At 43.3% G+C, this 13,223-nt stretch carries 9 protein-coding genes; 3 read left to right on the top strand and 6 right to left on the bottom strand.

The genetic code is table 11. From position 1 onward, the window contains the following. The first annotated feature begins 36 nt into the window (after positions 1 to 36). The 3 genes from AB4307_RS15825 to AB4307_RS15815 all read left to right on the top strand — a co-directional run bounded on the left by AB4307_RS15825 (position 37) and on the right by AB4307_RS15815 (position 4,254). A complete protein-coding gene (locus tag AB4307_RS15825) occupies positions 37 to 1,326 on the top strand; it encodes a DEAD/DEAH box helicase (protein WP_017059810.1) in 1,290 nt (429 codons plus the stop codon). A gap of 231 nt (positions 1,327 to 1,557) precedes the next feature. Next, on the top strand, positions 1,558 to 3,276 hold the full coding sequence (locus AB4307_RS15820; RefSeq protein ID WP_029235239.1) for an autotransporter assembly complex protein TamA: 1,719 nt from the start codon (positions 1,558 to 1,560) through the stop codon (positions 3,274 to 3,276). A gap of 228 nt (positions 3,277 to 3,504) precedes the next feature. After that, on the top strand, positions 3,505 to 4,254 hold the full coding sequence (locus AB4307_RS15815) for an aspartate/glutamate racemase family protein (protein ID WP_371725484.1): 750 nt from the start codon (positions 3,505 to 3,507) through the stop codon (positions 4,252 to 4,254). Positions 4,255 to 4,348: 94 nt separating this feature from the next. Here the strand turns inward: AB4307_RS15815 and AB4307_RS15810 are convergent, their stop codons facing one another. The 6 genes from AB4307_RS15810 to AB4307_RS15785 form a co-directional block, all read right to left on the bottom strand. After that, a complete protein-coding gene (locus AB4307_RS15810) occupies positions 4,349 to 5,806 on the bottom strand; it encodes a phospholipase D family protein (protein WP_372132448.1) in 1,458 nt (485 codons plus the stop codon). 79 nt (positions 5,807 to 5,885) lie between these two features. Beyond that, a complete protein-coding gene (locus AB4307_RS15805; RefSeq protein WP_372102679.1) occupies positions 5,886 to 8,120 on the bottom strand; it encodes a carboxylesterase family protein in 2,235 nt (744 codons plus the stop codon). 218 nt (positions 8,121 to 8,338) lie between these two features. Beyond that, positions 8,339 to 9,997 carry a hypothetical protein gene (locus AB4307_RS15800; protein ID WP_372132445.1) on the bottom strand — a complete coding sequence of 553 codons (1,659 nt, stop codon included), beginning with the start codon at positions 9,995 to 9,997 and terminating at the stop codon, positions 8,339 to 8,341. 326 nt (positions 9,998 to 10,323) lie between these two features. Then, entirely contained in the window at positions 10,324 to 11,679 is a 1,356-nt protein-coding gene (locus AB4307_RS15795; protein WP_372132442.1) for an FUSC family protein, read from the bottom strand. Positions 11,680 to 11,688: 9 nt separating this feature from the next. Beyond that, positions 11,689 to 12,555 carry an HlyD family secretion protein gene (locus tag AB4307_RS15790; RefSeq protein ID WP_372132440.1) on the bottom strand — a complete coding sequence of 289 codons (867 nt, stop codon included), beginning with the start codon at positions 12,553 to 12,555 and terminating at the stop codon, positions 11,689 to 11,691. A 10-nt stretch (positions 12,556 to 12,565) separates the two neighbouring features. Beyond that, a complete protein-coding gene (locus AB4307_RS15785; RefSeq protein ID WP_017059802.1) occupies positions 12,566 to 12,778 on the bottom strand; it encodes a DUF1656 domain-containing protein in 213 nt (70 codons plus the stop codon). Positions 12,779 to 13,223: the final 445 nt, after the last annotated feature.

Genomic DNA, 13,223 nt, shown 5'->3' with positions numbered 1-13,223 from the left:
GCGCGCTATTATTTTAGCTTTGAGTTCCTGCAATTAATGACTAACACCACTACACCAACCAACTTCTCTGATCTTGGCTTAATCTCTCCTTTGATGGCTCGTTTATCTGAGCTTGAATACCAACAGCCAACGCCTATCCAAGCGCAAGTTATTCCAAGTGTGTTAGCAGGACGCGATTTAATTGCAGGCGCAAATACCGGTTCAGGTAAAACCGCAGCATTTGCTCTTCCACTGTTACAAAAGATTCATGAAGATGCCCCTCTGGACCGTCGTTCAGGCAAAGGTAACTTTGTTTCTGGCCTTATCTTGGTTCCTACTCGTGAACTTGCTAAGCAAGTGGCTGACAGCGTTAAATCTTACGCTGTGCATTTCAATGGCGCGATTAAAACGGTTTGTGTGTTTGGTGGTGTATCGGTAAACACTCAAATGCAGGCGCTACGTGGCGGCACTGATATCTTGGTGGCAACACCGGGTCGTCTGCTTGACCTTATTTCGAGCAACGCTATCAAACTAGATAAAGTGAAAACGTTAGTGCTTGATGAAGCTGACCGAATGCTAAGCCTAGGTTTTACCGAAGAACTTGATGCAATCTTGAAGCTCTTGCCGAGCAAAAAACAAACCTTGTTGTTCTCTGCAACTTTCCCAGAGCAAGTTAAAACGCTGACTCACGAACTTCTAAGCGATCCAATTGAAGTTCAACTTCAAAGTGCCAATGCGAGCACACTGGTTCAACGTGTATTCGAAGTAGAAAAAGGTCGCAAGACAGCGTTACTCGCACACCTAATTCAACAACATGAATGGCGCCAAGCTCTGATCTTCGTTAATGCGAAGAACAGCTGTGAGCACCTAGCAGACAAGCTTTACAAGCGCGGTATCATCGCAGAAGTATTCCACGGCGATAAAGGGCAAGGTTCACGTACTCGTATCCTAGAAGATTTCAAATCTGGCGAGATTGACGTTCTGATCGCGACAGACATCGCGGCACGTGGTCTGGATATTGAGAAGCTTCCAGTGGTAATCAACTTTGACTTACCGCGTAGCCCGTCAGACTACATGCACCGTATCGGCCGAAGTGGTCGTGCAGGTGAAGTTGGTCTTGCGTTATCTCTGATCGATCACGAAGATTACCACCACTTCAAAATCATCGAGAAGAAGAACAAGATTCGTCTTGAGCGTGAGCAAATTGAAGGCTTTGAAGTGGATGAAGAAGCGACAGCTGAACTGATCGCAGCACTAAAACCTGTTGCGCCACCGGCCGGTACTGGCAAGAAGAAAAAGAAGAAGAAAGCTCCAAAAAACCAAGATGTGTGGCTGAACAACAACTGATCTTGAGTCAGCAAGCCATATAAATCAGCAAGCCATATAAATCAATAAGTAATAGACATTCAAAAGGTGCTTAATTGCGCCTTTTTTGTGTCTGTAGGGCTGGGATTTGAGTCGTTAATAAACGACTGTTGCAGTGTTAAACAACCCGATAAGCCGTTCGAAGGATAGCGTCCTCCATAAGAGATTCAGCGATTTAACGCTTTGCTTATAACCTGTTCGGGTTTTGAGCAATTGGGTAACCGCGTGAAGACCTCGATTAAACAATTAGTGCTGGCCACTTCATTTTTCCTGTTTACCCAACACTCTTCTAGTGCTGCTGAATTTGAGGTTAAAGGGGTTAATAAAACTCTCACCGAAAATGTAGAATTATATTTAGAACCTTTAGCCGATGTTCCTGCATCACAGCTATCGAAAACGAAGCTATCTAAACGTATTCAAGATGCACTCAACCCTTATGGTTATTATCACCCACAGCTCGATATCGACCTCAATGATTCTGATAACGTGATCATTAACATCGATTCTGGTCCTGTCATGCGCATCGCAGAATCGATAGTAAAAATAACAGGTGAAGCTAGCCTAGATGCGGAGTTCATCAATATACTCAATCAAAGCAAGTTAGGCTCAGGTTTAACTTTGTCTCACCAAGAATACGACCAAACTAAGCGTGCGATTTTCTCTTTAGCAAAGCGGAAAGGTTATTTTGACGGCAGGTTTATCGAGTCAAAGATTGAAGTTATTCCTAGCGAGAACATCGCGAATATACACTTGTATTTTGCAAGTGGTCCACGCTACAAGTTCGGTTCTATAAGTATTCCTGATGATGGGGTTGACCCTACTCGTATCGAGAAAATACCCACCTTTAAAAAAGGTGATGACTTTGACACCATCAAGTTAGGTGAACTGCAATCTGATTTGTCAGACACTCAATGGTTTCGAAGTGTCATCGTACATGGTGACTTTGACAAACTTGATGACAACCTAGAAGTTCCAATTGAAATCATTGCCGAGCCAAGTTCTCGAAATATCGTGCAGGTCGGTGGCGGCTATTCTACAGATCTCGGTTTACGCGCCTCTCTCAGTTGGTCAAAGCCTTGGTATAACCGGAGAGGCCACAGCTTTGAAACACAGACATATTTGTCTGAACAGGAGCAATCACTTCAGTTGGGGTACAAAATCCCCACAGAGAAAGTCACAACGGATTACTTTGGTATTCAGTTTGAATCGAAACGAATTGATCATCGAGACACCAATAGCTTTACAAACGATCTTAAGTTCGAACGTTACTGGCAATTAGACAGTGATTGGCAAAGCACCATTTATGTCAAATACTTGCACGAACAGTACCGTCAGGCGTCTGAGGAAGAGCAATCGCAATTACTGTTACCTGGCATCAGTTTTTCTCAGGTTGATCGTAAAAATGATCAGTTGGAGCTCAATCATCGACACATCTATTCTGTCGAGTATTCTGACCCTAGTCTGTTCTCTGACTCAAGGCTGTTGCGGTTGGAAGGAAACAGTGTCCTTTCATGGGATATTAGTGACAGGCAGAAGCTCCATTTCCGCTCCAACGTAGGCATCAACATTGCCAAATCATTATCTGATGTGCCGTCGTCACTGCGGTATTTTGCTGGTGGCGATGGAAACCTGCGAGGTTATGGTTACGAATCTATCTCCCCTAGAGACGAGAATGGTGAACTAACGGGGGCACGTTATATGTTAACTGCTGGGCTCGAATATCAGCATCAAGTCTATCGTTCAATTTGGTTGGGCGCATTTCTTGATGTGGGTGATGCATTTGATCAACAAGCGGATTGGAAGCGTGGGACGGGCGTGAGTTTGATTTGGAACTCACAGTTAATGCCAGTTAAGCTCGATTTTGCTTACGGCTTAGATGCGCCTGAAGGCGACGAATTTCGTATTCATTTTTCCTTTGGTACTCAATTCTGATTTTTGTACGCTGTTTATGCACTCGCGAGGATGCGAACCATCTAATAGGATTCAAGTAAATCGAAAGAGCGTAATAACCTTTGTGCTTTAGCAAACACAAAGGTAAAAACAATGAAAAAGCTACGATTCGGTGTATTTGGTAATATGGGCCCTGAAGCAGATGCTCTGTTCCAAGATATCGTCGCCAAGAAAGAAATTGAACACGGCGCACTTAAAGACTAAGACCACATGGCCATGATAGTGGTGAAAAACTCAGATATCCCCGATCGATCTGAAGGTACCGATCCTGTGCCTGAACTGATTGAGTCAGCGTGCATTTTAGAACATGCCAATGTTCAGTTTGGCGTAATGACCTGTAACACCGCTCATTACTTTAGACCTGAGGTTCAAAAGCACACCAACGTTTATATCGTCGACATGCTTCAAACCACGGTTGATCAAATCAAAGAGCAGAACTCTGAATCTGTTGTTGGTATTTTATGTACCAACGGCACATACAATTCGGGAATCTATGATCGTTACCTAACGGACGCGAATCTGGTGTTCGTTAAGCCAGATTCCTTTGAGCAAGAGCATAACGTGCATAGTGCTATCTATGGTGAAGTAACCGGTGAGATGACAGAGTGTGGACAAGCAATCCGAGAAACCAACGGGATCAAAGCGGGCGAGTTTGAGCGTAATGCCGCACTGCTTGCTGTAGCGATTCAATCCATCGTAGAGAAGGGCGTTGATACGGTTATTTGGGGATGCACGGAACTTCCTTTGGTTAGAAAGCAACTTGAAACGGCATTTCCAACAGTCACTTTTATTGATCCTATGGAAGCGGTAGCTGAGCGTGTCGTTGATATTTACCGTCTCGCTGAGCAATATGTGGAGCGTGGACATGTGGATTACAACATTAATGATGTTAATTCGATCTTCACAACGCTTGATATGGTGAACTACGTAGCCCAAAGAGCGATGACCTACCGTCTATAAGCTCAGATACGTGTATTTGAAACATGAAAAAGCCGCGAATTACGCGGCTTTTTTACATTTGGACTGGAGAAAATTAAGATTCGAAGCTGAACACTTAAAGCTCGAACTCGCCATTCATTTTTCGAAATAACCAATCAGGTACCTTGTTCCATGAACTGTAGTTCGGGTTCTTAGTATGGATTTGTTCCTCTGAAGCCCAGATGGTGTCACCTGATTGTTCTCGCGACACAGCCCAGAACAACTCCTCTTTCTGACGTGTTAAGTAGTGTGTCACTTGCTTCGCAAACTCTTCACTGTCAACCAACACCCCAAACTCAACGTTGAGAAAGTCTGATCTTGGATCGAAGTTAGAAGAGCCAATATAGGTGACACGCTCATCTAAAATTACTGTCTTGTTGTGGTAGTAGGTATCAACATGAAAGTAGTGATCATCATTGATCGCTTGGCTTTTGTACTCATAGATACTTACGCCCTTGTCGAGTAGAGTCTCACGGTGTTTTTCGTAATAAGCTGGTACAAAGCCTGAATCATTGGAAGCCGATGAGTTGGTCAGTAAAGTGACTTCGGCTTGGTTCTCTCTGAGCGCATCGACAAACACAAACTGATTATCGCTTGGCACCATATAAGGCGTAGAAATTATAGCCTTAGTTGGCGTCGCTACTTTTTGCTTCATCAAGTGTTCAATACGTTGGCGAAAGTAGGGCTTGTTGTCATTGAGTTTCTCCAGTGAGTCAAATACCGGCGTGACAGAGGCTGAAATGAACTTCGGTTGGTTTAAGCTCTTTATCTGCCTTTCGACTTCAGACGTGATCAATGCTTGATTCTTTTCACCTTTGTTCAACGCTTTGGTGAACGCTTGGTATTGCTCTTTCTCTTTGATTTTAATGCGTTCTTGAATTGGCACTACATGCTCACTGTTCCACAACGCTTGGTAGTTTCGGTCGAAAGCAGCAATCACGTCGCCTTTAAACAGCACATCCATATCAAAGAAGTTGGCACTTTCGCTGTAGCCAAAGTAGTCATCACCGATGTTGCGCCCACCGAGGATCATCGATTGGTGATCAACGTTAAAGTATTTCTCATGCAGTCGATTATCTAACTGTTTTTGATGAGTAGAGAAGTTGAGCGCACGACCAATCCAGCCAGCTTTACGTGACTCAAAAGGGTTGAACAGTCGAATCTCAATATTGGCGTGTGAGTCCAACTCCGCAAGCCATTTGTCATTGAATACCAACAAGTCATCCAGTGTGAGGCGCACGGCCACATCGCGGTCAGCGGCGTGTTTCAGCTCGTTTAACAGCATCAGCCCTAGAGTGTCGTTTTCCCAAGAGAAGTAAGTCATATCAATCGAGTGTTTTGCTTGGCGAACCAGATCAATGCGGCGCGCAAAGGCTTCAGGTGCACTAGGGATCAAATAGATTTGAGCTTGATGTTCTGTGCTTTGCCAGTTAGCTTCGAAGTCGGGTTCAACATCGGGGTAAGGTTGGGCGCAGCCAGTAACTAAGATCGACAAAAATAGCACTATCAGCGCGTGAATACGTGTGAAGTACATTGTGATGTTCCGTAAAAATAGGGTATAGGTGACAATGGCCAGACAACTGGCCATTGTGGGAGTGATTGGTGACTAAGCGTTAGTTCTGGTTAGGAACTTCGTAATCAGGCATGTATTTTAAGGTTAGCCCAAGATCATTTAAGCCTTGAAGTCTACCGTTAGGCATACTGCCATCTTCAGATTCGTTGAATAGAGCATCCCAATCGTCTTCAATGGTTATTTGACCATCACCATCGACGAACAGTACGTTATCTTGTTGCTGGCTGTACTCATAGTCTGTAAACAGATTGTCGCTGAACCATAGGCGAGACATGTCGTTCATCAGAGCTTGGTCTTTTGAACTTAGGCTCACTTCTGAACCGTCTAGTTTATACGGTTTGTTGAAAATAAACGGCAGTTCTGAACCACCACAAGCACCGGAGATACAAGCAAACGTTTTTAGCAGGTCACCGATATCTAAATCGCCATCTTCACCTTGAGTATTGTATGTCCAAACGTTGAAGCTAGGCTTGAACGCAAAATGGTACATTGAAACTGGCGCGTATACGTCTGCATTTTCAGTTGAACGAATCGCTTGGTTACGTGCTGGCGCTTGGAATAGCATGTCATTCATCAGCATTTTGAACTCAGTCATGTTCTGTGTTGCACCACCCAGTTCATTTTCCAACTCAGGCTTGTAGTCTGCAAGTTCCAGTAATTCGTTGTTCATGTCAGAGTTACCTAGGCCAAAAAATAGCTTGGTCACGGCTTCATATGCGGTGGATGGTAGTAAATTCAGCACATCACCGAGTTCAATCTGCGCTTGAACTTCTTCAGAAGACATTGCTGACACCATATCGATAATGCGTTGCTTATTGCCATCAAGTTGCAGCCATACCGCGAGTTCTAAACCTTGATTGTTTTCGCTTAGCGATTCAAAAGTACCGTTGTCTACATCTTCCTTTAATAGCTCCAAAATGGTTGGAATTAGGAATGTCAGACTAGGCAGCATAGCCATCGTATCCGCGTCTTTTTCATTGTTACCAATGACTGTCGGTACAGAAAAATCTTCTGATATCGGTTGGCTGGTCAGGTGTAAACCTTGATTTGTACCATTGCTGTCAATATATGGTGCAAATGGCAATAAATTCGACATTGGAGTATTGTTATCATCATTTATGACCCCTAACACACTGCCTTCAACCCAATTTAGTACCTTGTTTACAGGTGAAAGTAAGGTGTTACGTTGCGCATCGAGAATCTTGTCTAGTGTTAAATTTTGTTGCTGCTCGATAGAGTCATCTGCACATACAGTTACAGGTGCTAAATATGGCTGATCATCAGCGATAGATTCTAAAGTATCTTGAATATCCTCTGGCAATATGTTTAAAGCCAGTATAGCTTTTAAAGCGACTTTCAAGCCATTCAGCTCAGGCTTCGTATCGGTTGTCTCTAATGCCTCGCATACAGCAACACTACTATTTTGTGCTGTTGCATTGCTTTTATATTCAAAACCGTATGGGTTACTCTGCATAATAGCGCGTTCAAAGTACTTTACGTCACCATCAGCATTAACTATCGAATCGACTACGTTATCTTGTTGAAGTATGCCAACCGACATCGCTCCTGAACCTTGGCCCATCAAAGTGACGTTTTCAGTGCTACCACCAAACTTATCAATATTCTTGTTAACCCACTGCATCGCACGCTTTTGGTCACCAATACCAAAGTTACCGCCCATTTCATGGTCAACCCACATTGAACCCAGTAGACCTAGACGATAGTTAAATGTCACGTAAATAAACGGGTTACCCTCGTCGGCGCCTTGCGCTACAACCGTATCACCTTGGATGAGCGGCTCTGCACCAGAACCGTATTCAAAATCACCACCGTGGATGAATACATAAACCGGTAGATCAGCATCAGCATCTACGCCTACTGGACGCCAGATGTTAAGGTTCAAACAGTCTTCAGATTGTATCTGTGAAACGGTCTTTAATTGAGGACAAGCATCACCAAACGCAGTCGCATCAATGTCACCCTCAAGATCAACAATGTCACTGTGCTCAAAACGCTCTGCGTCGGCAAACTTAATGCCTTTAAAAGACTCAACAGAAGCCAGTTTGTCGTCTTCGGTATTAGATGTAATCACCAGCTCTTCTTTGGTCGCAGTAATCATCACATCGCCGATTTGAGTGGTAAAGGTTTCTGCAGGTGCAGGTACGAGAGGTTCAGGTTTATCTGGCTTTGGAACCGTTGGTTCAACGTCTGTGTCACAGCCAGCAAGAGCGGCCGCAATAGCGAGTGCGATGAGAGAACGATATGCAATAGTCATAAAAAATGTGTCCACAATAGAATTCGGTAAAATAACGAACCGCGCATCGATACCGTCAAACCTGTAGATCCATAAGGTGATGGCTCCGTCTTTGGAGCATTTGACGTTGTGTTTCTTCGTGTGTTATCTACTGGATAACCAACGTTGGCGCGTTTTCATTTGTATGATGTCGACCTAATACAACGTAGGTTCACATCAGAAATTTGGTTAGATTTAGTCTAAAAGCGATAGCCAAGGTTCAATGTCACAGCCGAACGAGTTTCACCTTTGTTGTACAACACGGTCATGTTGTAATGCTTGCCAATCTGTTTGTTGACTCCGGTTAAAAATGCCCACTGGTTAATGTCGACACCAACGTCGTAATCAAACTCAATATCGTCTGTCTTTACAGTACCTTGCATACGTGAATCTAAACCTTGGTATTCAGCACCAACGAAGAATTGAGCGCGATAATCAACTAATTGGTAGCCCAACATTGGCTGAATCGTGACAATGCCGTCACCCCAATCATCCATCCCTTTCAGACGGGTTTGTGAATAGGTACCCGTCACTGAGGCAAAGAACTCTTTGTAACCAACAGATAATGTTGTACCCGCACCGCGTAAGTCATATTCGAGATGGAGTGGTACATTTAAACGCCCACTGTTACACAGTGCTGATACGCCCTCGCACAGTTTGTCGCCTAGACCAGGTAATTTGTTATTGAGTTTATCTTGTAGATATTCTCCCGCAGCGCCGGTGTAAGAGGCATCAACATTCGCATCAACGTTTACCTTTCCTACATATCCGAATACATTCCAGAACGGCAGAATATTCACATCACCACGTATTGAAAGACTTTCTGCTTTAACCGTTGCAACGCTATCTTCAGGGTCGAATAGGTCATTCAAGCGCACACCGCTAATGACGTAATCGGTCATAGGAAGGTTCATGTCTTGATTGCGATAAGCAACTGAAACACCGAATGGTAATGGCAAATCGATACCTTGACGACGCACCATGTCACCCATTAAAGGGAATACTCGATCTAACTTAACACTCGCTTCTTGCATACGAGGATCTGAAACTTCTTTTAGACGCTCTTCATGCAGGACATTAACGCCGTTGTCGTCTTCATAAATTGCGACGGGTTCAGTTACAGCGCTCATGGTCATCGGTTTCGTTTTAGACGTACCCTCGATGTTAGTTGTCTTACGTTCAATAACGACTTTACCAGAGTCTAACGTTTGGAAATCAATCACTTGGTAATAGGTATCGACTTTTGACTTACCAAGATTAAATGGCTTGTCGTTGGTGATTACCATGCGTTTTGGTGTGCCGCCTACAAGTTCAATATCAACATTCAAGAAACGGAAATAGGCGATGTCTTGTGGTAAGCCGTATTTCGAATAGTTGAAGCTAATGGTCACGTCGCCGTTGTCTTTTTCATTGACTTTCACTGACGATGGATCGAAGCTTTCTGCATAATTTCTTAGTCGATACTCAGTGCGCGTAAACTCTTCAATTTCATCGATCAGTTTTTCGTTTTCATCCAGCTCTTGCGGGTTGTATTTGATGCGCAGGTCGATGTTGCCTTTGCTGTCTGTGTTTTTTATCAGATAGACGCTTGAGTCACGAACCTCATCGCCAATTTGTATGGTTCGATGTGCGTGTTCAACTAGGTGTTCGCCCTGTACGAGCGAACTGATTGCTAGCTTTGGTAAATCATGACTGATGCCATATTTGTCAAATAGTGCTCGACCTTTTTCCATAACTTCGCTGTAAGTCTTGGTTTCTGCCGCAGACGCAAAATTGGGGGTGGTAAGTAATAGGGCGCTCGCTAACACAGAAAGAGTATGGGTCTTACAGGCGCTGGTGCGTATTTCAAAAAAACTCATGACGGTTTCCACGCTGAGTGGCCTCAAACCTTCGAGACTCAAACAGTCGATGTAATACTGAACGTCGTGTTCAGTTGTTATGTATTTATCCGTTAGGATTGCTAGTGTGAATGTCGCGACTAAAAATGCATTGCGTCAATCAATGAGAGGATTTTAAGAGGAGGTGGCAGATCGCGTTAATCGCTTTTGATGGACGCTATCCTCACTTAGTAATAATTATCGTTAATCAATTGATTTATAATGATTTTCAATAGATAAAAAAACGGCCTGTGAAGTAAAAATACTTGGCAGACCGTTTTGTTGTGAGTTGTTAAGCGCATTTAGTTCTAAGCAGTTACCCTCACTCTAAATAGATCAGTAAACAACTTCGCTATCATCAGAATAATCAAAATGTTTACGAGCATCAAAAGTGGCGTTTCAATTCCATAAACAGGTGTGAGGTTGAGCGCACCAGATGTGAGAACAACTAATAAGTTAATACCCAATATTCGGTGTACCATGAGCTTAGGTGTCGCGAACACTTTCCATATCACCATAATGTTAAGGAAGTAGAATAGTCCCAGCTCCCATAGTTCTGTCATTAATGGCATCACAAAGATGTATTGCAACAGAACCACCGACCCTGTACCCAACACACCATAAAAAGCGTCCTTAATAACGCTTGGTGGCATGGTCGGCACCATAGAAGAGAATACACCGGCTAACATAGGAAATATGAAACCACCTGGAACTGGAAGATAAATCCAAACCAACAGCGATGTGATAAACATCGACACGCCTTGCAGCACTTTGCGCCCATCTTCATTCAAATGTTCAACAAACGTGCGATGTGCATGATGCCAAGACACGTCTTTATGATCACCTGTGACATTGAGTTCACCCTCAACAAGAGATTGTTCTGGTGTTAATACATCGAACGTCTTCAAGTTGTGAGTAAGAACTGCCCATTGGATATCTAAGTCTGATTCGCTGTTACTTTGTTTGAGTAATGTATCTTGGATATGTGCCATTTCATCGATACGCAAGCGCCATGTTTGGATGTTCTCTTTAAGGTGGTAGCTTCCGGTCAGTGGCAGATCTAAAAGTTGATACAGCTTATCAATATTCGCGGTGTTGCTTTCAAGTGCGGCAATGTCGATGTTGTCTGTTTTTTCCATCGCATCTAACAACGCTTGTTTACTGGTTTCGAAACGTTGTACAAAGTTGAGTTCAGTATTCACAGGCCACACGATGCGATACACAATAGAGAACACAACAACACCTAATAGTGTTTCTTGAAGTCTAAGTACAGCAAAGTGAAAGGTGGTTTGGTTATCAAACCCGCCCAGACAAGCAACAATCGAACACACGGTAAATCCTATTGAAAAGATGTAGCCGTATTTCTCGTCACTAGACATGAAAATACAAGTGCCTAAGAACACGGTAAGAAATGTTAGAAACAAAAATCGATCTTGTGAAAACATCGCAATGAGGAAAAAGGCAGAACCGGTCCCTAACAAGGTTCCCATTAACCGGTTATGGCCTTTGTTTATTGAATGGGCGAAGCTCTCGTTCAATGCCATCACTGCGACGGCTATCGCAGCCCAATACGGTTTTTCCCAACCAAACCACAACGCTAGGCAGATTGCGATAACTATAGAGAGTGCGACTTTAATCGCGTCTTTAGTCGATGCAGTGAACATAAGAATCACCTAGCTATTTTTGATTATTTTGATCGAGGCAGTCATACCAACACGCAGTTGTACGTCTTCTGGTATTTTGTCTAACTTCACTTTGATAGGGATGCGTTGAGCTAGGCGTATCCATTGGAAGTTTGGATTCACGTTTGGCAATAAATCATTACCTGTGCTGCCGTCTTGCTTCGCGATACCAAAACCAATACTTTTGATATGTCCTTCTAGCTGAACATTGTTGTGCATCATTAAGGTCACATAAGCAGTGTCCTGAGCATCGACACCGACTAAATCAGTCTCTTTGAAATAACCTTCAATCCAGAAGCTATCTTCATCAATTAGCGCAACCACAGGTGAATTCGCGACAACTTGAGAGCCAACACGTAGGTTCAGATTGGTGATATAGCCGTTAGTAGGCGCATATACCTTGGTGTACTCAAGGTTTAGATGTGCTTCTTCTACGTTCGCTTTTGCCAGTTCGACATTTGCGGCGCTGGTTTCTACCGCGTTGTTCAAGTTGTTTAGTGTCAGCACGGGCACGGCACCGGGCGTTCTTTTCTCTAAATTCAACGCGCGTTGCTCTTCGTTTTTGGCTTTGGCGAGTAGGGCAGTTGCTTGTTTTTGAGTCGCAAGTGCTTTTCTGTAGGTCGCCTTGTAAATACTCGGATCGATCTCAAAAAGAAGATCGCCTTTTTTTACCTTCGAGTTGTCTTCGACATGCACTTCAATGACTTGACCCGTGACTCGAGGTGTAATCGAGACGATATAAGCGCTGACTTGTCCGTCTCTGGTCCATGGGTTACTTGAGTACGACTGGTAATAGCTATAAACCACAGTTCCCGCAGCAGCCAATAATAAAAGTGTGATGAGATAACGTTTGATCACAGTAAGTGCCTCAAAAAATGGTAATAAAATGGCCGATAGCGCCAGTAAAAATCACGATCAAGCTCAGTTCTGCTATTGCAGGAAAGGCGACGTACTTATGAAGGCCAAACCGTGTCGCGATTGACCCTGTTAGCATTGTCAGTATGTAAGCCAGTGCGATAACCAATAACAGCGGTGGGAAGTAGACTTCATCCCACACAAGCTCATGCGGCATGGTATTCATGGTTCTGTTCTCTATTTGTTTGATGAATGCAACGGTAACGGAGTTCGATTTATTGTGATAATCGCTTATAGAGGATCGTACCCATCAAAATCCAACTTTATTCGGTGATTATGCCAACTGCCTCTTTGTTGAGAGCCGTAAGCCAGTAAAACAACGGTAGGTAGGTTGTCGTTCTTGAAGTGGAAACACTTAATTGAAATTGATTTCGAAAATCATCTACTTTTGCCGGTTTAAGATAAATCTATTTAAAATAATCACTTAAGATGTAAATTGCACTTCAAAAACTATGCGAACAGTTAAAGTGATGATTTGATCCATCAAATGGGATTACATCATAAAACCTTTTGTTCTTAATATTCGGTTCGAAGCAACGAGATGCTTTATTTATTTTGAATAATCCAACAAATATCATTATTAAGTTATTCGTTAGATTATTTACTCCTTA

It is taken from the genome of Vibrio sp. 10N.261.52.C2, from assembly GCF_041471425.1.
Lineage (GTDB): Bacteria > Pseudomonadota > Gammaproteobacteria > Enterobacterales > Vibrionaceae > Vibrio > Vibrio crassostreae_C.
Note: the sequence above shows the minus strand (reverse complement) of the source record. Positions and strands in the feature narration are given on the sequence as shown.

Coding starts and splice junctions, on each gene's coding strand:
- AB4307_RS15825 (WP_017059810.1), top strand. CDS start 37: ATGACTAACACCACTACACCAACCAACTTCTCTGATCTTGGCTTAATC.
- AB4307_RS15815 (WP_371725484.1), top strand. CDS start 3,505: ATGGCCATGATAGTGGTGAAAAACTCAGATATCCCCGATCGATCTGAA.
- AB4307_RS15810 (WP_372132448.1), bottom strand. CDS start 5,806: ATGTACTTCACACGTATTCACGCGCTGATAGTGCTATTTTTGTCGATC.
- AB4307_RS15805 (WP_372102679.1), bottom strand. CDS start 8,120: ATGACTATTGCATATCGTTCTCTCATCGCACTCGCTATTGCGGCCGCT.
- AB4307_RS15800 (WP_372132445.1), bottom strand. CDS start 9,997: ATGAGTTTTTTTGAAATACGCACCAGCGCCTGTAAGACCCATACTCTT.
- AB4307_RS15795 (WP_372132442.1), bottom strand. CDS start 11,679: ATGTTCACTGCATCGACTAAAGACGCGATTAAAGTCGCACTCTCTATA.
- AB4307_RS15785 (WP_017059802.1), bottom strand. CDS start 12,778: ATGAATACCATGCCGCATGAGCTTGTGTGGGATGAAGTCTACTTCCCA.